The organism is Micromonospora sp. CA-246542 (assembly GCF_050942905.1).
Taxonomy (GTDB): domain Bacteria; phylum Actinomycetota; class Actinomycetes; order Mycobacteriales; family Micromonosporaceae; genus Micromonospora.
On record NZ_CP192040.1, the window covers coordinates 1,702,998 to 1,725,437 of the forward strand.

The following is a 22,440-nucleotide window of genomic DNA, read 5'->3' on the forward strand; positions in this document are numbered from 1 at the left end:
CCCGCCCGTCGTTCGTGCTGGTTCCGGTCAGATCATCCGGGCCGAGTCCGCGCCCGCGTCCTGGGCGGGCAGCACCTTCGCCGCCGTGCGCGGCGCCCGGCCCATCCGCTTCTGCAACCACCAGGCCAGAATCGACAGCGCCCCGCAGATGGCGATGTAGACGGCCGCCACGATCAGGTACGTCGGCACGTACGGCAGCCCGAACGGCAACCGGCCGCCGATCTGCTTCCCGGCGAACAGCAGCTCGGGGTACGTGATGATGAAGCCCAGCGCGGTGTCCTTGAGCAGCACGACGAGCTGGCTGACGATCGCCGGGAGCATCGACCGGACGGCCTGCGGCAGCAGGATCAGCCGCAGCACCTGGTTCTTGCGCAAGCCGATCGCGTACGCGCCCTCGGTCTGCCCGTACGGCACCGCGTTGATGCCGGCCCGGAAGATCTCCGCGAGCACCGAGCCGTTGTAGAGCATCAGTCCGATGACCAGCGCCCACAGCTTGTCGATCGACCAGCCGTACTGCAGCGGCACGTAGTAGCCGAAGAAGATCAGGATCAGCAGCGGGATCGCGCGGAACAGCTCCACCACGAAGGTCGACGGGGCCCGAAGGATCCACTTGTCGCTGAGGCGGCCGCTGGCAAAGATCGCGCCGAACAGCAGCGCCAGGACCGCGGCGATGCCGGCGGCCTTCAGCGTGGCCCACAGACCGCCGAGCAGCTCGCGTTGCACCGAGGCGTACTGGAACTGTTCCCACTTGCGGGCCTCGAACTGCCCGGTGTCGGCGAACTTGTAGCCGATGTAGGCGACCAGCGCGATGATGCCGGCGGTGGCGACGACGCCCAGGATCGCGTTGCGCCGCTTGGCGCGGGGACCGGGTAGGTCGTAGAGAATCGACGCCTGGCTCAACTCAACCACCCTCCGTTCGCGACTGCGGGGCTCGCAAGCTCACTCCTCGCGCTCACCACGCACCTTCTGTTCGCGACTGCGGGGCTCGCAAGCTCACTCCTCGCGCTCACCGCGCACCTTCCGTTCGCCGTAGCCGGGGTCACCGCGCCACCCGCCACTTGCGTTCGAGGAACCGTTGCAGGGCCACCAGCGGCAGGATCAGGATCAGGAAGCCGATGGTGATCCAGAGCAGGACGGCGAACTGCGGCTCGCCCCGCTCGGCCATGTACGCGGGGATCGCGCCCGCTTCCAGCACCGAGAAGCCGGCGGCGATCGTGGTGTTCTTCAGCATGGCGATGAACACGCTCACCATCGGCGGGACCATCGCGCGCAGCGCCTGCGGCAGCACGATGAGCGTGAGTACCTGACCGAAGGTCATGCCCAGCGCGCGGGCCGCCTCGGCCTGCCCGGCGGCGACCGTGTTGACGCCGGAGCGGATCACCTCGCAGACGAACGCGGAGGTGTAGACGGTCAGCGCGATGGCGGCGCTGGGGAAGTAGTCGATGTTGACGTCGAGCTTCGGCACCGCGAACACGAGGAACGCGAAGACCAGCGTCAGCGGGGTGTTGCGCACCAGGTTGACGTACGTGGCGCCGAACGCGCGCAGCGCCGGCACCGGCGAGACCCGCATCGCGCCGAGCAGCGTGCCGAGGACGAGGCTGCCGACCGCGGCGATCAGGAAAAGTTTGACGGTGTTGGTGAACCCGTCGACGAACAGTTGCCCGTTGTCCGTCAGTACGCGGAAGAACTCGCCCATGCCTCGCTCTCAGTCCCTCTCCACGGGCGCCGGACGGGGACGAACCCCGCCCGGCGCCGCTACTCGTGTCGAGCCGGGTCGATCAGTACCGCTCGACCTTCGGCGGGGTGCCGGCCGAGCCGGAGAGGCCGAGCGTGCCGTCGTAGATCTTCTGCCAGGTGCCGTTGGTGAAGGCGGCTTCGATCTGGTCGTTGACGTAGTCGCGCAGCGCCTTGTCGTCCTTCGGCAGGCCGATGCCGTACTTCTCGGTGCTGAACGGCTGGCCGACGACCTTCAGCTCGTCCGGGTTCTGCGCCGCGTAACCCTTGAGGATCGCGTCGTCGGTGGTGACGGCGTCGACCTTCTTGTCCAGCAGCTGCGAGACGCACTCCGAGTAGGTCTTGAACTCGACGATGTTGTTCGCCTCGGTCAGACCCTCGTCGCGGACCCTCTGGATCGGCGTCGAGCCGGTGGCCGAGCAGACCTTCTTGCCCTTGATGGTGTCCTTGCCGGTGATCGACGACTCGTCCTTGCGGACCAGCAGGTCCTGACCGGCGACGAAGTACGGGCCGGCGAAGGAGATGTCGTTCTTGCGCTTGTCGGTGATCGAGTAGGTGCCGACGTAGTAGTCGACCTCACCACCCTTGATCGCGGTCTCCCGGTTGGCCGACGCGATCTCCTTGTACTGGATCTTCGCGGGGTCGATGCCGAGCGTGCTCGCGACGTACTGGGCGATTTCGATGTCGAAGCCGCACCGCTTGCCCTGGGCGTCCTTGTAGCCGAGGTTCGGCTGGTCGAACTTGACCCCGACCGAGACCGTGCCGGCCGTCTTGATCTTCTCGAAGGTCGGGCTGCCGGCGACGGCAGCGTCCGTCTTCGGGGTGAAGGTCGCGCCGGAGCTCTTGCAGGTGTCGCCCTGGGCGGCGCCGGAGGCGTTTCCACCGGCGCTCGGCGTCGGCTCACCCTCCTTGCCGCAGGCCGCGGCGGACAGGGCGAGGGAGGCCATCATGGCGACCGCCGCCACGCGCGTCATACGCATACTCTTCTCCTTCTTCGACGGAGCCCGCCCTTGTGCGGCGCGCTCCACTACGGACGCCTAGTGCGTGAGGATCTTGGAGAGGAAGTCCTTGGCCCGGTCGCTGCGCGGGTTCGCGAAGAACTCCGCGGGTGGGGCGTCCTCGACCAGTTGGCCGTCGGCCATGAAGATGACCCGGTTGGCGGCGTGCCGCGCGAAGCCCATCTCGTGGGTGACCACGACCATGGTCATGCCGTCGCGCGCCAGCGAGGTCATCACGTCCAGCACCTCGCCGACCATCTCCGGGTCGAGGGCGCTGGTGGGCTCGTCGAACAGCATCGCCTTGGGCTGCATGGCCAGGGCCCGGGCGATGGCCGCCCGCTGCTGCTGGCCACCGGAGAGCTGGGCGGGGAACTTGTCCGCCTGGTTGGCGATACCGACCCGGTCGAGCAGGGCCAGACCGCGTTCGCGGGCCACGGCGGGCTTCTCCTTGCGGACCTTGACCGGCCCGAGGGTGACGTTCTCCAGGATGGTCTTGTGGGCGAAGAGGTTGAAGGACTGGAACACCATGCCCACCTCGCTGCGCAGTCGGGCGAGGGGCTTGCCCTCGGCCGGCAGCGGCTGACCGTCGAAGGTGATGGTGCCGGAGTTGATCGGTTCCAGTCTGTTGATGGCGCGGCACAGCGTCGACTTGCCGGAGCCGGACGGGCCGATGACCACGACCACCTCGCCCCGACCCACCGACAGCGAGACGTCGTCAAGCACGTGCAGCGGTCCGAACCACTTGTTGACCGCGTCCAGCACGATGAGCGGTTCGCCCGTCGTCACGTCGTCCACCGTCCCTGTCGTCTCCCCGGATCGGGGTCGGTCGACCCCCGGTTGGGCAACTGTAGGCGGCGTGATGTGGCAGAACGCAACCCAGTTGGTCACGGAGCGGTAACACCGGTCACGATCGGCTACGGGGGTCCGGTTTCGGTCACCCGTGGGCCGCGACGGTGGCGGTGGCACGGCGTTGCCGAGATCATGGGGGGATGACGGAACCCGTACGGCTGACCCGTTACGCGCGCGGCGGCGGCTGCGCCTGCAAGATCCCGCCGGGTGAGTTGGAGGCCATGGTGGCCGGTCTCGGCCCGGCCACCGGCACCGCCGAGCTGCTGGTCGGCCTGGACCACGGCGACGACGCCGCGGTGGTCCGGCTGGACGAGCGCACGGGCCTGGTCAGCACCGCGGACTTCTTCACCCCGGTCGTCGACGACGCGTACGACTGGGGCCGCATCGCCGCGGCCAACGCGCTGTCCGACGTGTACGCGATGGGCGGCACCCCGCTGGTAGCGCTGAACCTGCTCTGCTGGCCGCGGGACGTGCTGCCGCTGGAACTGGCGCGGGAGGTGCTGCGCGGCGGCCAGGACGTGGCCCGGGAGGCGGACTGTCACCTGGCCGGCGGGCACAGCGTGGACGACGACGGTCCGAAGTACGGCCTCGCGGTCACCGGCACCGTACGCCCGGAGGAGCTGATCACTCTGGACGCGGGCCGGGCCGGGATACCGCTGTCCCTGACCAAGCCGCTCGGTGTGGGTGTGCTGAACACCCGGCACAAGTCCACCGGCGAGAGCTTCCCGGAGGCGGTCGCCTCGATGAGCGCGCTGAACCGGGACGCGGCCCGCGCCGCGGTCGCCGCCGGTATCCGGTGTGGCACCGACGTGACCGGGTTCGGCCTGCTGGGGCACGCCTCGAAGCTGGCCCGTGCCAGCCGGCTGACGGTGGCCATCGACACGGCGCGGGTGCCGTACCTGGCGGGCGCGCGCGAGGCGCTGCGTGACGGGTACGTCAGTGGCGGGAGCCGCCGCAACCTGGAGTGGGTCACCCCGTGGACGGACTTCGGCGCGGCCGACGAGGGGGAGCGGCTGCTGCTGGCCGATGCGCAGACGTCCGGCGGTCTGCTGGTCGCGGGCGAGCTGCCGGGCGCGCCGGTGGTGGGTGAGCTGCTGCCCCGCGGGGAGCACCTGGTCGTCCTGCGCTGACGCGCGGCCGATGGAACCGCTGCCGATGGTGCCGGGACACGCTGGCCCGGTGGTTCGGTCGGCGCACGATACCCGATAAACTGTCACCTTCCCGCTACTCCGAGCAATGCCGCTCAGGGAAATTTTGCCCGGAATGGTCACAGACCGGTAACTTGCCCCCGGCTGGGGTCAAATGCCCCCCACCATCGTCAGTAAGGCCCGATCCGGAGGCCGGTGGGACGAACGCAGCGAGGAGGCGGAATGACCGAGCTGTGGAACTGGAGAATCGACCGGGTACGACCCGTGGAGGTCTACCCGGCGCTGGCCGAGGCGCTCGGTCGGGTGGTGATGCCGCTGGCCGCGGCGGACCCGGCGCGACTGCCGGCGTACGCGGTGGTGTGTGACGTCTGGCAGGCGCCGGGCGAGTTTCCGACGGTGATCGACTGCTACGGGGTGCCCGAACGGCTCTCCGAGCACGCCAGCATCGCCGCGTTGGCCCGGCTGCTGGGCCGCGACTGCCTGTTGCGGGACGACACGCTCGACGCCACCCGGCATCTGCTCGTCGCACCGGACGGCACGGTCCGCCCGGTGCACTTCGACGTCCGGGACACCGACGACGGCGAGGTGCTCAGCAAGCAGCGGCTCTGCTCGCTGGGCGACCCGGGCTGCCGGGGCTGGTCGCAGTGTCACCGCTCCCGCTGGGCGCCCGACACCGTCGCACCGGTCCTCGCCGCGGCCTGACCCGCTACCGACGGGCCGGCCGCGCACGCCGAGCCGGCCGGGTCGCTCAAGCCCGACCGGCCGGCCGGTCACGCCGAAGCCGGCCGGGTGCGTCGGGACGTCAGGCGGGTCCGGTGGCGGCGGTGGCCGGCCGATCGGCAGTGCCCGATCCCCGTACGACCAGGTGGTCGAGCAGGGTGCGGGTGGCTTCGGTCACGGCGGCCACGGCGGCCTCGAAGGCGGCGGCGTTGTGCGCGGCGGGCGCCCGGAAGCCGGAGATCTTGCGGACGTACTGCAACGCCGCCGCCTCGATGTCCGCGTCGGTCACCTGCGGGGTGAACGGCTCCCGCAACGTCTTGATGCTTCGGCACATGTCGGGTGCTCCTCGGTTCGGGGTGATCCGGTCGACCCGGATACGCTGTCCTGGTCATGACTACCGCAGCGGCGGGCAGCCCGCGCACCTACCAGGTGCGCACCTACGGCTGCCAGATGAACGTGCACGACTCCGAGCGCATCTCCGGCCTGCTCGAACAGGCCGGCTACGTGCGCGCGCCCCAGGCCGACGACACCCCGGACATCGTCGTCTTCAACACCTGCGCGGTGCGGGAGAACGCCGACAACCGGCTCTACGGCAACCTCGGTCATCTGCGCCCCGTGAAGGACAAGCACCCGGGGATGCAGATCGCCGTCGGTGGTTGCCTGGCGCAGAAGGACCGTGGCGAGATCGTCCGCAAGGCGCCCTGGGTGGACGTGGTCTTCGGCACGCACAACATCGGCGCGCTTCCGGTCCTGCTCGAACGGGCCCGGCACAACGCCGCCGCCGAGGTGGAGATCCTGGAGTCGCTGGACGTCTTTCCGTCCACGCTGCCGACCCGCCGCGAGTCCACGTACGCCGGCTGGGTCTCGATCTCGGTGGGCTGCAACAACACCTGCACGTTCTGCATCGTGCCCTCCCTGCGCGGCAAGGAGAAGGACCGCCGCCCCGGCGACATCCTCTCCGAGGTGCGCGCCCTCGTCGACGAGGGCGTGCTGGAGGTGACGCTGCTCGGGCAGAACGTCAACTCGTACGGCGTCGAGTTCGGCGACCGGTACGCGTTCGGCAAGCTGCTGCGCGCGACCGGGGCAATCGACGGCCTGGAGCGGGTCCGGTTCACCAGCCCGCACCCGAAGGACTTCACCGACGACGTGATCGCCGCGATGGCCGAGACCCCGAACGTGTGCCACTCGCTGCACATGCCGTTGCAGTCCGGCTCCGACGACGTGCTGAAGGCGATGCGCCGGTCGTACCGCTCCGAGCGGTACCTGGGCATCATCGAGAAGGTCCGGGCGGCGATGCCGGACGCGGCGATCACCACCGACATCATCGTCGGCTTCCCGGGCGAGACCGAGGCCGACTTCCAGCGCACGCTGGACGTGGTGCGCGAGGCCCGGTTCTCGTCGGCCTTCACCTTCCAGTACTCCAAGCGCCCCGGCACCCCCGCCGCGACCATGGACGGCCAACTGCCCAAGCAGGTCGTGCAGGAGCGTTACGAGCGGCTGATCGCCTGCGTCGAGGAGATCACCTGGGCGGAGAACAAGCGCCTGGTTGGGGAGACCGTCGAGGTGCTGGTCGCGGTCGGCGAGGGCCGCAAGGACGAACGGACCGGACGCCTTTCCGGCCGGGCCCGCGACGGTCGTCTCGTGCACTTCGACGCCGGCAGCTTCGCCGGGTCGATCCGGCCCGGCGACATCGTGCACACCGAGATCACGTACGCGGCGCCGCACCACCTCAACGCCGACGGCGCGCCCCTGTCGCACCGCCGGACCCGGGCCGGTGACGCAGCCGAGGCCGGCCGCTCCCCGCGTACCCCCGGGGTGTTGCTTGGCCTGCCCACGGTCGGCGCACCGGCCGCGATGCCCGCGCCGACGACCGGCTGCGCCGCCCACTGACCCCGGTCGGGGCCCGCCGGCACGGCGGACCCCGACCGAGCCACGGTCAGACCGTGATGCGACCGGCGCCGGCGCCGCCCGTCACGATGGATTTGACGTTGCTCGCGGTGTCCAGTTGGTACGAGTACGGGATGCTGGCGACGCTGCCACCGGTCTGGCCGGCGGGCGAGTTGACGAAGTGGTTGTTCCGGGCGACCAGCCGGCCCGGTCCGGAGTCGGCCTCGCCGAGGTGGTACGTGTCGGGGACGTTCTCGAAGTAGTTGCCCTCGACGAGCACGCCCGCGTTCTCGGTGGAGGCCACGCCGTAGCCGGTGTTGGCCCGGTAGTAGTTGTTGTAGACGTGCACCGGGTTGCCGAAGCGCACCCGGGGGTTGCGCTGCTTGCTGCCGTCGAACCAGTTGTGGTGGTACGTCACGCGCAGGTGCCCGGTGTCCTGGGCGCCGTTGTCGTCGCTGTGCCCGAGCAGCATCGTCTTGTCGTGGTTGAAGACCCGGTTCCACGACACCGTCACGAAGTCCGAGCCGCGCTTGATGTCGACCGCGCCGTCGTACCCGTTGCTGAAGGTGTTGTGGTCGATCCAGATGTTGGTGGCCGACTCCTGCACGTTGATCGCGTCGTCGTTCCAGTCCCGGAAGGTCAGGTTCCGGATGATGACGTTGCGGTCACCGCTGACGTTGAGCCCGCAGCCGACGATCGTCGCGCCGGAGTTGCCGAGGATGGTCTTGTTGGACCGCACCCGCAGCATGCCCGAGCAGGAGATGGTGCCGGACACCCGGATCACCGCCGACCCGGTCGCGTTCAGCGCGCTGGTCAGCGCCGAGGCGTTCGTGACGGTGGTCGCCGGTGCGCCGCCACCGCCGGTGGTGCCGCCGTTCTGGGTGGCCCAGCCGACCAGGCCGGTCTGCGGCGGAACGCTCGGCGGCGGATCGCTGGGGATCGGCGGCGTGGTGGGCGGGTTGGTGGGCGTGCCCGGGGTGGTCGGTGGGGCGGTGGTCGGGGTGGTGGTGCCACCGGTGCAGGCCACGTTGTTCAGGGTGAAGCTGGTCGGCGCCGGGTTGCTGGAGTTGTTCCAACCCGCGTTGAAGCCGAACGAAGCGCTGCCGTTGGTGCCCAGGTTGCCGTTGTAGTCGACGTTGGCGGCGGAGACCTGGCTGCCGCTCTGCGTGACGGTGGCCCCCCACGCCTGGCTGACCTGCTGGCCGGCCCCGTACGACCAGCGCAGCGTCCACCCGGAGACCGGGTCGCCGAGGTTGGTGACCGTGACGTTGCCGGTGAACCCGCCCGGCCACTGGCTGGCGACGGAGTAGGCGACCTGACAGCCGGCTGCCGCCTGGGCCGACACGGCCGTCAGGAGACCGCCGGTGACCAGCGCGGCGGTCGCGGCGGCGGTGGTGGCGAGCAGCGTCGTACGACGCTGTGCTGTGCGCATGCTGCTTCCCTTCGATGAGGCGGACACACTGTCGCGACGCCCATGCCCGTGGGCGGCGAGGTGGGCCGGGATCTCAGGTCCCGGGGGTCCGCCGGTGCGGTTCGGTGCGGAGAGCGGCTCCCGCGCTCGCGCCGGCCGCGACGGAGGCAAGCGCTTTCCCGATGGAAACATAGAAGCACCTGGATGTAAATGCTCCGTGCGGCCCCGGGGCACGGTCGCCTCCACCTCGCCGTGCGCTCACGTTGGTGCACGCCCGGCCCGAGGTGGCCGACGCCCTCGGCGTGGGCGCCGACCACCTCGGTTGCTCAGCAGCTCGCGCCGTTGAGCTTCACGGTCGCCGGGGCGCTGGCCGTACCGTTGGCGGTGAAGCCCACGGTGACCGAGGCGCCCGCCGCCAGAGACGGCGCGTGGCTGGGCGCGGCGGCCGTGACCGTCGTACCGGACTGGGTGACGGTGGCGTTCCACCCGCTGCCCAGCGTCACGCCGGACGGCCAGGTCCAGGTGGCCGACCACGGATTCACCGCGGCGGTGCCGGTGTTCTTCACGGTCAACTCACCCTGGAAGCCGCCCTGCCAGGCGTTGACCTGCCGGTAGGTGGCCGTGCAGGCGCCCGGAGGCGCGCTCGTCGGCCCGCCGGTCGGCCCGCCCGTGGGCCCGCCGGTCGGCCCGCCGGTGGGACCGCCGCCGCTCGGGGCGATCAGGTACGGCTGCAGGATCGCCTGCTTGGTGGTGTTGATGTTCGTCCAGTCGTCGAGCGCGATGCCGCCGGTGTCACCCGAGTTCGGGTTCCACGACCAGTAGGTGAACGACATCCCGGTCACGCCGGTGCCGGTGTACGCCATCAACTTCTCCAGCCACACCCGGTCCTTCGGGTCGGCCAGGGTGCTGCCGAACTCACCCATCATGATCGGGGCGATGTTCTGCTTGTAGAGGTAACCGAAGTACTTGTCCCAGATCGCCGGCATGTTCGCCGGGTAGTCCGGGGCGTCGAACCAGGTCTGCCGGTACACCGACGTCGCGTACTCGTGCGGCGAGTAGACCAACCGGTTCGCCACGTTCAGCCGTACCGGGTACTGACCGGCCTTCGACAGGTTGCCGCCCCACCAGCCGCAGTCCTCGTCGTTGCTCGGGTCGTTGTCCCACACGTTGGAGAGGCCACCACTCGGGCAGCTCACCCCCTCCACGAAGATCAACCAGTTGGGCTGCACGCCGAGAATGGCGTTACCGGCCCGCTCCGCGGCGAGCCGCCAGTCCCGCGCCGTGTCGCCGCAACCCCAGCACGCGCCGGTGGCCGCCGGGTTCGTACCCTCGGCGTGCGGCTCGTTGTGCAGGTCCGCGCCGATGACCGTTGGATTGCCCGCGTACCGCTGGGCGAGCATCTTCCAGTCGTTGATCCAGGTCGCCTCGGAGACCGTCGACGTGTACCACAGCGGCGACTGCCCCGCCGACGTCGGCCGGTGCCGGTCCAGGATGATCCGCATCCCCTTGCTCCCGGCGTAGGCGATCACCTTGTCCAGGATCTGCAACGGCGACAGCCCCACCAGGTCCGGGTTGACGAAGTCGTTGATCCCGGTGGCGGTCGCGCCCGCCTTCAGCGCGTCGTTCGAGTACGGCACCCGCAGCGTGTTGTAGCCCAGCCGGGCCATCGTGTCGAGCTGACCCCGCCACGGATTGCTCGACCAGAGCCCGTGGAAGGTCTTGTTGTCGGTCTCCATGCCGAACCAGTTGATGCCGGTCAACCGGACCGTGGCGCCGGTGCTGTCCACGATCTGGCTACCGTTCGTGTGCAGATAACCGGTGCCGGTACCGGCGGCGGAAGCCGGGGTGGTGCTGACGGTGGCGGCGAGGAACACGCCGGCCGCGGCGGTGGCGAGCGCGGTCAGCGCGCTGCCGAGAGCTTTCGTACGGGTCATTCGAGCTCCACTTCGGACGCACGACGCCGTCCATCGACGACGCCGGCAGGCGGCCGTGCGCACATCACGGCCCCTTGAGGTACGCGGACAGTGCGCGACGGCCCATGTCACGCGGACGGGAAACTCGCGGCAGCTCACCGGCCGATCCTCGACGGCGATACTCGCCGTCGGCGCCCTCGGCCCGGTGGCCCTACCTGACTCCGTCGCCCATTCTCATCAGCCCACCTCAATGCGTCAACTGCACACCCCGTCCCGCCCCCGTCCCGCCGGCGCGCCGCCCCCGCGCCGCCCGGGGGCCGCAAGATCGTGCTCGATCCTGGATGTAGTGGTGTCACGGCGTCGGATAGCCACTAGATCCAGGATCGAGCGCGATCATGCCGATGAACGCGCGTCCAAAGCCTGTCGTCGCGCGCCCGGCGCGTCAGCCCACTCCAAGATCGTCACAACTTCGAGGAAGTTGCTGCTTCCGGCGCGTCCGAGGCAGCACCTTCCCCGAAGTTGTGGAGATCTTCGCGGGGGTGCGGGCTAGCTCCGTGACACGCGAGAGCCCCCGGTCCCTTTCGGGGACCGGGGGCTCGCGGACTGTGTCAGGTCAGCCGGCCTGCTCGGCGAGCTGGAGGAACTGCCGCTTGGAGGCGAGGGCCTGCTCGGCCTCCTTGATGCGCCGGGCGTCCCCGGCGCTCTGCGCCCGGGACAGCCGCTCCTCGGCCTCCGCCACCTGGGCCCGCATCTGGGCGAGCAGCGGGTTGTCCTCCTTGGTGGTACGTCGCCACGCGGAGTCCATCACCTCGCGGACCTTGTCGTCGATGACGCGCAACCGGCGCTCCAGGCCGGAGGCGGCCTCGCGGGGCACCCGGCCGGCCTCGTGCCACTGCGCCTGGATCTCGCGCAGCTTGGCCTGGGCGCCCTTGGGGTCGGCGTCGATGTCCAGGGCCTCGGCCTCGGCCAGCAGGGCCTGCTTACGCTCCAGGTTGCCGCGCTGCTCGTTGTCCCGCGCCGAGAAGACCTCGCTGCGCCGGCTGAAGAAGGCGTCCTGCGCGGCCCGGAACCGTTCCCAGAGCTTCTGCTCGGCCTCCTTGGAGGCGCGGGGCGCGGCCTTCCACTGGGTCATCAGCTCCTTGAGCTGGTTGGCCGTGGCGGCCCACTCGGTGGAGTCCGAGATCTTCTCGGCCTCGGCGACCAGCTCTTCCTTGACGGTCTGCGCCTGCTTGCGCTGCGCGTCCAGGGAGGCGAAGTGGGCGCCACGGCGTCGGGTGAAGCCGTCCCGCGCGGCGGCGAAACGCTTCCACAGCTCGCCGTCGGCCTTCTTGTCGACCCCGCGAATGGTCTTCCACTCGTCGAGGATCTCCTTGAGCCGGTCACCGGCCGTCTTCCAACCGGTCGACTCCGCGGCGAGCTTCTCGGCCTCCTCGACCAGGGCGGTCTTGCGGGCCAGGGCCTCACCGCGGGCGGCGTCCCGGGCGGCACGCGCCTCGGTGGCCTTCTCCTCGGCGAGGGTCGCCAGTTTGTCCAGTCGGGCGGTCAGGGCGTCGATGTCGCCGACCACGTGGGCCTCCGGCAGCGTGGCGCGGATCCGCCGGATAGTGCTCAACGAGTGCCCGGCGTCCGCCGCGCCCGAGTTGAGCCGCGCTTCGGTCAGGTCCACCTCGGTGACCAGGTCGGCGAAGCGGCGCGCGAAGTGCGCGAGCCCCTCCTCCGGCGCTCCTGCCTGCCAGGATCCGACCACCCGCTCGCCCTCGGCGGTCTTGACGTAAACGGTGCCGTCCGCGTCCACCCGTCCGAAGGCAGTCCAGTCGCTCATGTGCCCATCCTCGTTCTCCCGGCGTCGAGGGAGCCGTCCCCCGTCGCCGCCACGGCGCAGCCAAGTTACTTCCGGCATTGTCACAGGTCCGACCCGGTCCGCGTCGAGCGCCTATCGCCGACCGTGACCATACGGTGTCCTAGGGCCTGATTGACCGGATCGCGGCGGAGACGCACCGGGGATTCCCGCTACGGTGGGCGGGTGCCACTGGTCGCCGCCGCCGTCTGCCCACATCCGCCCCTGCTCGTGCCCGAAGTGGCCGGTGCCGCCGCCAGCGAACTGGACGACCTGCGGTCGGCCTGTGATCTCGCCGTCGGCCGGCTGCTGGCGACCGGCCCGGACGTGGTGGTGCTGCTCGGCGTCGGCCCGGTGACGGGCCCGGTCCAACCCCCGGCCACCGGCTCGCTCCAGCCGTGGGGTGTCGACCTGGACGTGCCCCTGGTCCCCGGCCAGCCGGACCGGGGCGCCGTGCTGCCGCTGAGCCTGACCATCGGCGCGTGGCTGCTGTCCCGGCACGTCCCGACGACGGCCGGGCCGGCGACCGCGACGCGGGTGACGGCTGGGCCCGAGACGGCAGCGCAGGTGACCGCCGTGCAGGTGGCCGCCGACGCCGGGCTGGTCGAGGTGGCCGCGCTCGGCGTCCAGGTCGCCGCCGCCGGTGACCGGGTGGCGCTGCTGGTGCTCGGTGACGGGTCGGCCTGCCGGGGTCAGAAGGCCCCCGGGTACGACGACCAGCGCGCCCTCCCGTACGACGAAGGGGTCGCCACGGCCCTGGCCGAGGCGGACCTGGACGCCCTCAGCGACCTGGACCCCGGTCTGTCGGCGCAGTTGAAGGTCGCCGGCCGGGCGGCGTGGCAGGTGCTCGCCGACGCGGCCCGCGCCAGCGGCGAAGGGTGGCGCGGCGAGTTGCTGCACGAGTCGGCGCCCTACGGTGTGGCCTACTTCGTGGCGTCCTGGGAGCGGATGTGACAGTCGTCGCGGTGGTGGGGCCGACGGCGGCGGGCAAGTCGGCGCTGAGCATCGCGCTCGCGCACGCCCTCGACGGTGAGGTGGTCAACGCCGACTCGATGCAGCTCTACCGGGGCATGGACATCGGCACCGCGAAGCTGACCACCGACGAGCGGGACGGCGTGCCGCACCACCTGCTCGACATCTGGGAGGTGACCGAGCCGGCCAGCGTCGCCGAGTACCAGCGGCTGGCCCGCGCGGCGGTGGACGACGTCCTGTCCCGGGGTCGGGTGCCGCTGCTGGTGGGTGGCTCGGGGCTGTACGTGCGGGCGGTGCTCGAACGCTTCGAGTTCCCGGGCACCGACGCGGCGCTGCGGGAACGGCTGGAACGCGAGTTGGCCGAGGTCGGGCCGGCGCCGCTGTACGCCCGGCTGCGCGCCGTCGATCCGGTGGCCGCCGAGAGCATCCTGCCGGGCAACGGCCGGCGGATCGTCCGGGCGTTGGAGGTGATCGAGCTGACCGGGGCGCCGTTCGCCGCGTCGCTGCCGCAGCCCACCCCGTACTACCCGTCGGTGCAACTCGGCGTCGACCTCGACACCGGGCTGCTGGACGAGCGGATCGCGCTGCGGGTGGACCGGATGTGGGCCGACGGGCTGGTCGACGAGACCCGCGAGCTGGTCGGCCGGGGTCTGGCCGAGGGGCGGACGGCGAGCCGGGCGCTCGGCTACCAGCAGGTGCTACGCGCGCTCGACGGGGAGTTGACCGAGGACCAGGCGCACGACGAGACGGTCCGGGCCACCCGGCGGTTCGTCCGCCGGCAGCGGTCCTGGTTCCGGCGTGACCCTCGCGTCCAGTGGCTCGACTCGGCGGCGCCGGACCTGATCGAGGCCGCTGTGCGTCTGGTGCCGGCCGCTGCGCGATGATGGGGTCGTGGAGTTCACCAAGGGTCACGGCACCGGCAACGACTTCGTCCTCCTGCCCGACCCGGACGGTCAGCTCGACCTGACCCCGGAGCTGGTCGCGGCGCTCTGCGACCGGCGACGCGGCATCGGCGCGGACGGCGTACTGCGGGTGGTCCGCGCGGCCAAGCATGTCGACGGCGCCGGCCAGGCCGGCGAGGCCGAGTGGTTCATGGACTACTGGAACGCGGACGGCTCGTTCGCCGAGATGTGCGGCAACGGCGCCCGGGTCTTCGTGCGCTACCTGCTCGACACCGGGCTTGCCACGCCCGCCGGCGCGGCGTTGCCGGTGGCCACCCGCGCCGGCGTCGTGCGCGCGCTGGTCGAGGGCGGCGCGGTCTCCGTCGAGATGCGCAGACCCCGGATGTACGAGGAGTCGAGCGCCACCCTGGGCGGTCTGACCCTGTCCGGCACGGTCGTGGACGTCGGCAACCCGCATCTGGTGTGCGTCCTGCCGAGCGGCGTGGAGTTGTCCGCGCTGGACCTGATGGTCGCGCCCGGGTTCGACCCGGCGGTGTTCCCGGCCGGCGTGAACGTCGAGTTCATCGTGCCGGGCGACCCGGTCGGCGACACCGACGGGCACAGCCTCATGCGGGTGTACGAGCGCGGCAGCGCCGAGACCCTGTCCTGCGGCACCGGCGCGTGCGCGGTGGCGGCCGTGGCCTTGCGCGACGCCGGCCGGGACACCGGGGTGGTGGCGGTGGACGTCCCCGGCGGCCGCCTGACCGTAACGGTCACCGAGGACTCCTGCTGGCTGTCCGGGCCAGCCGTCCTGGTAGCAACGGGCGAGGTCGACCTCTCCGCCCTGTCCGCTACGCCCCGGCACTGAGCCTGCCGCTTACCGGCTCCGCAACCCGCTGCCGCTGCTCACCGGCTGCTGCTTACCGGCCGCTGCTCACCGGCCGCTGCTCACCGGCCGCTGCTCACCGGCCGCTGCTCATCGGGCGTTAACCCGCCGCCGACCGTTCACCCGCCGCTGGCGCCGCCGGCCGCTCGCCGGCACCTGTTGTCGGCCCTTTGCTCTGCTTCAACCCGCGCAACACCCGGTGTCCGATAATCGGACACCAGGTGTTGCCTCGGCTGAAGCAGAGCAAAGGATGAAGACGACCCGGTCGGGGCAGCCTCCCTCGCCTAAAGCGTGCAGGTGTTGGGGGAGCTTTCCTCGCCTAAAGCGCGCAGGTGTCGGGGGAGCCTTCCTCGCCTGGTGTGCGTGGGCGTCGAGTTGCTCAGGGGGTGGCGCTGGCGGTGGCGGCGATTTCCGGGAGGTCCGCCGGGCCGGGGTCGGCGGCCGGGAGAGGGCTCGGGTTGTGCGCGGCGGCGCGGACGGCGGCGGCGACCGCCGGGGCGACCCGGGAGTCGAAGACGCTCGGCACGATCACCGTCGGGTTGATCTTGTCTTCACCGACGACGTCGGCGATGGCCCGGGCCGCGGCGATCGCCATCTCCTCGGTGAACTCCTCGGCGTGCGCGTCCAGCATTCCGCGGAACACTCCGGGGAACGCGAGCACGTTGTTGATCTGGTTCGGCTGGTCCGAGCGGCCGGTGGCGACCACCGCGGCGTGCTTGCGCGCCTCCCGCGGGTCGACCTCCGGGTCGGGGTTGGCCAGCGCGAAGACGATCGCGTCCTTCGCCATGCCGGCGATGTCGTCGCCGGTGAGCAGGTTCGGGGCGCTGACCCCGATGAACACGTCCGCGCCCCGGATCGCCCCGGGCAGGTCGCCGGAGTAGTTCTCCTTGTTGGTGTTCTCCGCCAGCCACTGCCAGGCCGGGTTGAGGTCGGTCAGGCCGCGGTGCAGGGCGCCCTGGCGGTCGTACGCGATGATGTCGCCGACGCCCTGACGCAGCAGCAGCTTCATGATCGCGGTGCCGGCCGCGCCCGCGCCGGAGACGACCACCCGGACGTCCGAGAGTTGCTTGCCCACGACGCGCAGAGCGTTGGTCAGCGCGGCCAGCACGCAGATCGCGGTGCCGTGCTGGTCGTCGTGGAAGACCGGAATGTCCAGCGCCTCGCGCAGCCGGGCCTCGATCTCGAAGCAGCGCGGCGCGGCGATGTCCTCCAGGTTGATCCCGCCGTACGCGGGCGCGATCGCCTTGACGATCTGCACGATCTCGTCGGTGTCCTGGGTGTCCAGCACCACCGGCCAGGCGTCGACCCCGCCGAAGCGCTTGAACAGCGCGGCCTTGCCCTCCATCACCGGCAGCGAGGCGGCGGGGCCCAGGTTGCCCAGGCCGAGCACCGCCGAGCCGTCGCTGACCACCGCGACGGTGTTGCGCTTGATGGTCAGCCGCCGGGCGTCCGCCGGGTTCTCGGCGATCGCCATGCAGACCCGGGCCACCCCCGGGGTGTACGCGCGGGACAGCTCGTCACGGTTGCGCAGCGCGACCTTCGAGGTCACCTCGATCTTGCCGCCGAGGTGCAGGAGGAACGTCCGGTCCGACACCTTACGCACGTCCACGCCGTCCAGCGTCCGGAGCGCGTCGACCACCTGGTCGGCGTGCTTGGCATCGGCGGTGTCGCAGGTCAGGTCGACGATCACGTGGGTAGGGTCCGAGTCCACCACGTCCAGCGCGGTGACGATCGCCCCGGCTTCGCCGACGGAGGTGGTGAGCCGACCGATCGAGGATGCGTCCGCGGTCACGGCGATCCGGATGGTGATCGAAAATCCGGCGCTCGGCAGTCGGGTGATGGCCACGGGATCCCTCCGTCACGGCTGTGCGGCCGGTCGGCCGCCGCCTGAGCATTTCTACCGGGTTGTGGAGGTCGACTGGTATTCGCCCCCGCTTTTGGCGACCTCCAGCACGGGCATATAGCAGGTGCGCTGGGCGTTGTGACGTGTCAGGATTACGTTCTACTTATCAAAACGGACAGGAGAACCGCTTGCGAGACCAGGAGAACTTCGTCCCTGTCGAGGACGAGTTCGACGATGTCACCACCGGCGAGCTGGACCTGTCGGAGCGGCAGTCTCTCCGGCGCGTCCCAGGCCTCTCCACCGAGCTCAGCGACGTCACCGAGGTGGAATACCGCCAGCTTCGGCTGGAGCGGGTGGTCCTGGTGGGCGTCTGGACCGAGGGCACGGTGACCGACGCCGAGAATTCCCTGACCGAGCTGGCCGCGCTCGCCGAGACGGCGGGTTCGCAGGTGCTCGAAGGGCTGATCCAGCGTCGTACGCGACCCGACCCGGCCACCTACATCGGTCGCGGCAAGGTCGACGATCTCGGCGCGGTGGTGCTCTCCACCGGCGCCGACACGGTCATCTGCGACGGCGAGTTGTCCCCGTCGCAGCTGCGGAACCTGGAGCAGCGCACCAAGGTCAAGGTCGTCGACCGTACGGCGCTGATCCTCGACATCTTCGCCCAGCACGCCAAGAGCAAGGAAGGTAAGGCGCAGGTCGAGCTGGCCCAGCTCGAATACCTGCTGCCCCGGCTGCGCGGTTGGGGTGAGACGCTGTCCCGCCAGACCGGTGGTTCCGGTCGCGGCGGCGGCGCCGGCGGCGGTGTGGGTGTCCGTGGTCCCGGTGAGACCAAGCTGGAGACCGACCGGCGGCGCATCCGCCACCGCATCTCCCGGCTGCGTCGTGAGATCAAGAGCATGAAGACGGTACGCGTCACCAAGCGTGCCCGTCGTACCCGCAACTCGGTGCCCGCCGTGGCCATCGCCGGCTACACCAACGCTGGCAAGTCCAGCCTGCTCAACCGGCTGACCGGTGCGGGTGTGCTGGTGGAGAACGCGCTGTTCGCGACGTTGGACCCGACCACCCGCAAGGCCACCGCCTCGGACGGGCGGCTCTACACCCTCTCCGACACGGTCGGCTTCGTACGGCACCTGCCGCACCAGATCGTCGAGGCGTTCCGTTCGACGCTGGAGGAGGTCGCCGAGGCCGATCTGGTGGTGCACGTCGTCGACGGCACCCACCCGGATCCCGAGGAGCAGGTGCGGGCGGTGCACGAGGTGCTCGCCGAGGTGGGCGCGGACCGGCTCCCCGAGCTGCTGGTGGTCAACAAGACCGACGCCGCCGACGAGGACACGCTGCTGCGGCTCAAGCGCCTCTGGCCGGACGCGATCTTCGTCTCGGCGCACTCCGGTCGGGGTATCGACGGGTTGCGCGCGGCGATCGAGGAGCGGCTCCCGCAGCCCGCCGTGGAGGTGCGGGCCGTCCTGCCGTACGACCGTGGCGACCTCGTGTCCCGGGTGCACCGTTCGGGCGAGGTGCTCAGCACGTCGCACCTGGCGGAAGGCACTCTGCTGCACGTCCGGGTCAGCGCGGCGCTCGCCGCCGAGCTGGCGCCGTACGACGTGGCGCGCGAGGGCGAGGCCGTCGGCAGCCGGCCCTGAGCGGCCCCGGCGTCATCCATCGGAAACGCGCGGCATGCGACACTGGCCGAATGCGCCGCGTTGTTTCCTCGGTCACGGTTGCCCTCGGCCTGTTCGGGGCAACCGTGGCGCCGGCCGGAGTCGCCGTAGCCGCTCCCGCTTCCGTGTCATCCCAGCCGCTCGCCGCGGTCGCCGGCAAGAAGCGCTGTACGGTCACCGACGAGCGTCTGCGGGAGCTGTCCGGCCTGGTGGCGACCAAGAGCGGTTACATCGTGATCAACGACGGCACCGAGGTCGACTCGCGTAAGCGGATCTTCTTCCTCGACAGCAAGTGCAAGGTCGTCAAGGAGCCGGTCCGCTACTCGGGTGCGGGGCCGTTCGACACCGAGGATCTCGCCGTCTCGCCGAAGGGCGACACCCTGTGGATCGGTGACATCGGCGACAACGCCACCAGCAAGGAGCGGCGGACGCGGATCGCGGTCTGGACGATGCCGATCGCCGGCAACAAGCAGCCGGTACTGCACCGGCTCTCCTACCCGGAGAACAAGCCCCGGGACGCGGAGGCGCTGCTGGTGGGGGCCGACGGTCTGCCACTGATCATTACGAAGGTGGCGAACGGCAACTCGGAGATCTTCACCCCGACGGCGAAGCTGAGGAGCGGCGACACGCCGCCGGTGCCGATGAAGAAGGTCGGCGAGATCAAGCTGCCGAAGACCACCACCGAGAATCCGCTGAGCGTCTACGGGCGGCTCGCGATCACCGGCGCCGCCCGATCGCCGGACGGCACCCGCGTCGTCGTCCGCACCTACGCGGACGCCTTCGAGTACGACGTCACCGGCGACAACATCGTCGAAGCGCTCACCACCGGCAAGCCACGGGTGACGGCGCTGGCCGACCCGTTCGGCGAGGCCATCTCCTACACCTCGGACGGCAAGTCCTTCGTCACGGTCTCCGACGCCGGTCAGCTCGCCGCCGACGACCCGGTCGACATTCTGAGCTACACGCCGTCCACCAGCGCGGCGGAGCCGTTGGCCGCGACCGCGGGCGACAAGCCGGCGGCCAAGAAGTCGTGGATGGACGGGCTCAGCTTCACCGACATCACCTATCTGGTGGGCGCGGTCGGCGTACTCGGTGTGCTGCTCGTCGGTGCCGGCATCGTCGGCATCGTGCGGGCCCGCCGTCGCCCGCCCGCCGCCGACGATTCGACGGACGACGCCGACGACCGCGCTGGCACGCCCGGCGTCGATCGTGCGCCGCCGGGCGGCGGCCGTCCCAACGCCGGCGTGTACGGCGGCGGCGCGGCAGCCAGCGGCGGGGTCTACGGCGGCTCCGGCCGGGGCGGTCCCGCTCCCGCTGGCGGTGCCGTCTACGGCGGGGAGGCGAACGCCCCGGCGGCGCGGGCGGCGGGGGCGCACGTCCGGCCGGGGCCGGGGTGGACGTCCGGCCGGCCCGGCAGGAGGCGGCTACGGCGCTGCCCGGCCCGGTGGGGGTGGCGGCGCTCCGGCCGGCGGCGGTGTGTACGGCGGCGGCCGTGCCGGCGGTCCCGGAGGGGTCGACCCGGTGGCGGCGGTGGCCGGCCGGGTGGCGGTGTGTACGGCGGCAGTGGTCAGCCCGGCGGTGGTCAGCCCGGCGGTGGTCGGGCCGGCGGCGGTCGGGCGGAGCCGCCGCGGCGCGGTGGGCAGGAGCCGGACTATCGGGGTCAGCGGCCCGGACGCCGACGTGACGATGATGCGCCGGTCGACCCGTACGGGCAGTATCCCGGCGGCGGTCGTGGCCCTCGGGGCGACCGCTACTGACGCGAACGGCGTCACCTGGGCCGCAGCGCGACGGCCTGCCTGGATTACCCGGTCAGCAGGGTGCGAACGGTCGAGCGACGCGGGTGAGCGCCGACGGCACCCACCCGCGTGTCGGTCAGATCCGGCGGAGTACCGCCACGACCCGGCCCATGATGGTGGCGTCGTCGCCGGCGATCGGGTCGAAGGCCGGGTTCTGCGGCATCAACCAGACGTGTCCGTCGCGGCGACGGTAGGTCTTGACGGTGGCCTCGCCGTCGAGCATGGCGGCCACGATCTCACCCGAGTCCGCGGTCGGCTGCTGCCGCACGACGACCCAGTCGCCGTCGCAGATCGCCGCGTCGAGCATCGAGTCGCCCTTGACCTGGAGCATGAACACCTCGCCCTCGCCCACCAGCTCGCGGGGGAGGGGGAAGATGTCCTCCACGGCCTGCTCGGCGAGGATCGGCCCACCGGCGGCGATCCGGCCGAGCATCGGCACGTACGCCGGGGTGGGCCGTTGGGCGCGCGACAACTCGTCGTCGATGGCTTCGCTGGGCGCGCGGACGTCCACGGCGCGCGGCCGGTTGGGGTCGCGTCGCAGGAAGCCCTTCTTCTCCAGCTCCTTGAGCTGGTAGGCGACGCTCGACGGTGACACCAGGCCGACCGCCTCGCCGATCTCCCGGACGCTCGGCGGGTAGCCGTGCCGCTCCACCCAGGTGCGGATGAACTCCAGGATGCGGCGCTGGCGGGCGGTCAGGTCGACCGTCGCCGGGTCGGGGAAGGCGCTGACCACCGGCGTGACCGGGCGCACGGCGGGCTGACCCGTCCGGCTGCGCGCGGCGGTGCGGCGTCGGGTGGCTGGCGGGCCCGCCTCGTTGATCTGCTGCGGGCTCTTCGGCCGGCTGGCCCGGTCCTCGGTCACGTCCGTCCTCCCTGGTCGGCGCTGGGTGCCTCGTCGGCTCGTGGTGCGTGCGGTTGTTCCTGACCGTATAGGTGAGATCGGTCATTTTCAAACATCTGTACGACCTCCCACCGGCGTGTCGGGGTGAAAAACCACTCTCCTCGTACGGATGTTCTGATAAATGGTACGTCGAGTAGCACGCGTGTTCGATTAGCGGCCGATTCCGGTCGCGCTCGGGGCGGGTGGCCGGTAACCCGGGCGGGGTGTCGGCGTTGGTCTCGCGGGGGGTGGACGACGCCGATCGTCCGTGACGCGCCGGACACGCCGGTCAACTTGACCCGGGTTCGTCGGCGACATACCGTCGACCCCTAGATGTAGTAGTGACACGGGCGTAAGTTGCCCACAGGTTGGGTCTGACTACCGACCGCACTCCCGTAGGGTCGACCACGGCGGGCGCCATGAGCGCATGGCACCGTTGCGGCGGCCTGTGCCCGGGTGTGTCCGGTACGACGCGATTGATCATGATTAGGGGGTCCGCGATGCGGTGTCCGTACTGCCGGCACGCCGACTCCCGGGTGGTCGACTCGCGGGAGGCCGACGACGGTCAGCTCATCCGACGGCGGCGTTCCTGCCCGGAGTGCGGCAAGCGGTTCACCACGGTCGAGGAGGCGGTCCTCGCGGTCGTCAAGCGCAGCGGGGTGACCGAGCCGTTCAGCCGCACGAAGATCATCGGCGGGGTGCGCAAGGCGTGCCAGGGCCGGCCGGTGGACGACGACTCCCTCGCGCTGCTCGCGCAGCGGGTGGAGGAGACCGTCCGGGCCAAGGGGGCCGCCGAGATCCCCAGCCACGACGTGGGCCTGGCGATCCTGGGTCCGCTACGCGACCTGGACGAGATCGCCTACCTGCGGTTCGCCAGCGTCTACCGCTCCTTCGACTCGCTCGCCGACTTCGAGCGCGAGATCGAGACGTTGCGGGCTGCGGCGCGAGCCCGGGAGCAGGGTCGGGCCGACGCGGTCGAGGCCGCCGGCCGTACCAACTGAGACTTCACTGTTTTTTCGAGAGA

The 22,440-nt window shown here is 71.0% G+C and carries 19 protein-coding genes; 9 read left to right on the forward strand and 10 right to left on the reverse strand.

Annotated features, from left to right (window positions below; translation table 11 throughout):
* Positions 1–27: 27 nt before the first annotated feature.
* From ACQP0N_RS08000 to ACQP0N_RS08015, 4 genes are all read right to left on the reverse strand, one after another.
* Positions 28–900, reverse strand: coding sequence for an amino acid ABC transporter permease (locus ACQP0N_RS08000; protein ID WP_433118809.1), 873 nt, complete (start codon positions 898–900; stop codon positions 28–30).
* Positions 901–1,039: 139 nt separating this feature from the next.
* Positions 1,040–1,696: an amino acid ABC transporter permease gene (locus ACQP0N_RS08005; protein ID WP_355053238.1), complete on the reverse strand. Its 657-nt coding sequence runs from the start codon at positions 1,694–1,696 to the stop codon at positions 1,040–1,042.
* An 82-nt stretch (positions 1,697–1,778) separates the two neighbouring features.
* Positions 1,779–2,714, reverse strand: a complete 936-nt coding sequence (locus ACQP0N_RS08010) for a glutamate ABC transporter substrate-binding protein (RefSeq protein ID WP_433118812.1) — start codon at positions 2,712–2,714, stop codon at positions 1,779–1,781.
* Positions 2,715–2,771: 57 nt separating this feature from the next.
* Entirely contained in the window at positions 2,772–3,527 is a 756-nt protein-coding gene (locus ACQP0N_RS08015; protein ID WP_355053240.1) for an amino acid ABC transporter ATP-binding protein, read from the reverse strand.
* Positions 3,528–3,721: 194 nt separating this feature from the next.
* Here ACQP0N_RS08015 and selD point away from each other — a divergent pair, with 194 nt between their 5' ends.
* Together selD and ACQP0N_RS08025 are read left to right on the forward strand one after the other, a co-directional pair.
* A complete protein-coding gene (selD, locus tag ACQP0N_RS08020; protein ID WP_433118814.1) occupies positions 3,722–4,711 on the forward strand; it encodes a selenide, water dikinase SelD in 990 nt (329 codons plus the stop codon).
* Between the two features lie 240 nt (positions 4,712–4,951).
* Complete coding sequence (locus ACQP0N_RS08025) at positions 4,952–5,431, forward strand: hypothetical protein (RefSeq protein ID WP_355234684.1); 480 nt, start codon at positions 4,952–4,954, stop codon at positions 5,429–5,431.
* A gap of 100 nt (positions 5,432–5,531) precedes the next feature.
* On the opposite strand, the gene ACQP0N_RS08030 is transcribed toward ACQP0N_RS08025, so the two are convergent.
* On the reverse strand, positions 5,532–5,783 hold the full coding sequence (locus ACQP0N_RS08030) for a DUF2277 family protein (RefSeq protein ID WP_393218704.1): 252 nt from the start codon (positions 5,781–5,783) through the stop codon (positions 5,532–5,534).
* A gap of 56 nt (positions 5,784–5,839) precedes the next feature.
* Here ACQP0N_RS08030 and miaB point away from each other — a divergent pair, with 56 nt between their 5' ends.
* Positions 5,840–7,339 carry a tRNA (N6-isopentenyl adenosine(37)-C2)-methylthiotransferase MiaB gene (gene miaB, locus ACQP0N_RS08035; RefSeq protein WP_433118817.1) on the forward strand — a complete coding sequence of 500 codons (1,500 nt, stop codon included), beginning with the start codon at positions 5,840–5,842 and terminating at the stop codon, positions 7,337–7,339.
* Between the two features lie 46 nt (positions 7,340–7,385).
* Here the strand turns inward: miaB and ACQP0N_RS08040 are convergent, their stop codons facing one another.
* From ACQP0N_RS08040 to ACQP0N_RS08050, 3 genes are all read right to left on the reverse strand, one after another.
* Positions 7,386–8,768 (reverse strand): cellulose binding domain-containing protein, encoded by a 1,383-nt coding sequence (locus tag ACQP0N_RS08040; RefSeq protein ID WP_433118819.1) that lies wholly within the window; start codon positions 8,766–8,768, stop codon positions 7,386–7,388.
* Positions 8,769–9,073: 305 nt separating this feature from the next.
* Entirely contained in the window at positions 9,074–10,681 is a 1,608-nt protein-coding gene (locus ACQP0N_RS08045; protein WP_355053246.1) for a cellulase family glycosylhydrolase, read from the reverse strand.
* A gap of 592 nt (positions 10,682–11,273) precedes the next feature.
* Positions 11,274–12,482 carry a DUF349 domain-containing protein gene (locus ACQP0N_RS08050; RefSeq protein WP_433118821.1) on the reverse strand — a complete coding sequence of 403 codons (1,209 nt, stop codon included), beginning with the start codon at positions 12,480–12,482 and terminating at the stop codon, positions 11,274–11,276.
* Positions 12,483–12,683: 201 nt separating this feature from the next.
* Here ACQP0N_RS08050 and ACQP0N_RS08055 point away from each other — a divergent pair, with 201 nt between their 5' ends.
* From ACQP0N_RS08055 to dapF, 3 genes are read left to right on the forward strand one after another with little or no spacing between them, the layout of a single operon-like run.
* Positions 12,684–13,451 (forward strand): hypothetical protein, encoded by a 768-nt coding sequence (locus ACQP0N_RS08055; protein ID WP_433118823.1) that lies wholly within the window; start codon positions 12,684–12,686, stop codon positions 13,449–13,451.
* Complete coding sequence (gene miaA / locus ACQP0N_RS08060; protein WP_433118824.1) at positions 13,376–14,353, forward strand: tRNA (adenosine(37)-N6)-dimethylallyltransferase MiaA; 978 nt, start codon at positions 13,376–13,378, stop codon at positions 14,351–14,353. Before ACQP0N_RS08055 ends, miaA begins: the two co-directional genes overlap by 76 nt.
* A gap of 7 nt (positions 14,354–14,360) precedes the next feature.
* Complete coding sequence (dapF, locus tag ACQP0N_RS08065; protein ID WP_433118826.1) at positions 14,361–15,218, forward strand: diaminopimelate epimerase; 858 nt, start codon at positions 14,361–14,363, stop codon at positions 15,216–15,218.
* 397 nt (positions 15,219–15,615) lie between these two features.
* Here dapF and ACQP0N_RS08070 read toward each other — a convergent pair whose 3' ends face one another.
* The gene (locus tag ACQP0N_RS08070; RefSeq protein WP_355053250.1) at positions 15,616–17,082 is read right to left on the reverse strand and encodes an NAD-dependent malic enzyme; all 1,467 of its coding nucleotides are present in this window, start codon (positions 17,080–17,082) and stop codon (positions 15,616–15,618) included.
* Between the two features lie 185 nt (positions 17,083–17,267).
* On the opposite strand from ACQP0N_RS08070, the gene hflX reads away from it, so the two are divergent.
* Together hflX and ACQP0N_RS08080 are read left to right on the forward strand one after the other, a co-directional pair.
* Complete coding sequence (gene hflX, locus ACQP0N_RS08075; RefSeq protein WP_396803885.1) at positions 17,268–18,722, forward strand: GTPase HflX; 1,455 nt, start codon at positions 17,268–17,270, stop codon at positions 18,720–18,722.
* A 50-nt stretch (positions 18,723–18,772) separates the two neighbouring features.
* Complete coding sequence (locus tag ACQP0N_RS08080) at positions 18,773–20,497, forward strand: hypothetical protein (RefSeq protein ID WP_433118829.1); 1,725 nt, start codon at positions 18,773–18,775, stop codon at positions 20,495–20,497.
* Between the two features lie 115 nt (positions 20,498–20,612).
* Here the strand turns inward: ACQP0N_RS08080 and lexA are convergent, their stop codons facing one another.
* A complete protein-coding gene (lexA, locus tag ACQP0N_RS08085) occupies positions 20,613–21,398 on the reverse strand; it encodes a transcriptional repressor LexA (RefSeq protein ID WP_433118831.1) in 786 nt (261 codons plus the stop codon).
* Between the two features lie 518 nt (positions 21,399–21,916).
* Between lexA and nrdR the strand changes: the two genes are divergently transcribed.
* Positions 21,917–22,417 (forward strand): transcriptional regulator NrdR, encoded by a 501-nt coding sequence (nrdR, locus tag ACQP0N_RS08090; protein ID WP_355053254.1) that lies wholly within the window; start codon positions 21,917–21,919, stop codon positions 22,415–22,417.
* Positions 22,418–22,440 lie beyond the last annotated feature (23 nt).

Coding starts and splice junctions, on each gene's coding strand:
- ACQP0N_RS08080 (WP_433118829.1), top strand. CDS start 18,773: ATGCGCCGCGTTGTTTCCTCGGTCACGGTTGCCCTCGGCCTGTTCGGG.
- ACQP0N_RS08030 (WP_393218704.1), bottom strand. CDS start 5,783: ATGTGCCGAAGCATCAAGACGTTGCGGGAGCCGTTCACCCCGCAGGTG.
- ACQP0N_RS08010 (WP_433118812.1), bottom strand. CDS start 2,714: ATGCGTATGACGCGCGTGGCGGCGGTCGCCATGATGGCCTCCCTCGCC.
- selD (WP_433118814.1), top strand. CDS start 3,722: ATGACGGAACCCGTACGGCTGACCCGTTACGCGCGCGGCGGCGGCTGC.
- ACQP0N_RS08050 (WP_433118821.1), bottom strand. CDS start 12,482: ATGAGCGACTGGACTGCCTTCGGACGGGTGGACGCGGACGGCACCGTT.
- nrdR (WP_355053254.1), top strand. CDS start 21,917: ATGCGGTGTCCGTACTGCCGGCACGCCGACTCCCGGGTGGTCGACTCG.
- ACQP0N_RS08025 (WP_355234684.1), top strand. CDS start 4,952: ATGACCGAGCTGTGGAACTGGAGAATCGACCGGGTACGACCCGTGGAG.
- miaB (WP_433118817.1), top strand. CDS start 5,840: ATGACTACCGCAGCGGCGGGCAGCCCGCGCACCTACCAGGTGCGCACC.
- ACQP0N_RS08005 (WP_355053238.1), bottom strand. CDS start 1,696: ATGGGCGAGTTCTTCCGCGTACTGACGGACAACGGGCAACTGTTCGTC.
- ACQP0N_RS08045 (WP_355053246.1), bottom strand. CDS start 10,681: ATGACCCGTACGAAAGCTCTCGGCAGCGCGCTGACCGCGCTCGCCACC.
- ACQP0N_RS08040 (WP_433118819.1), bottom strand. CDS start 8,768: ATGCGCACAGCACAGCGTCGTACGACGCTGCTCGCCACCACCGCCGCC.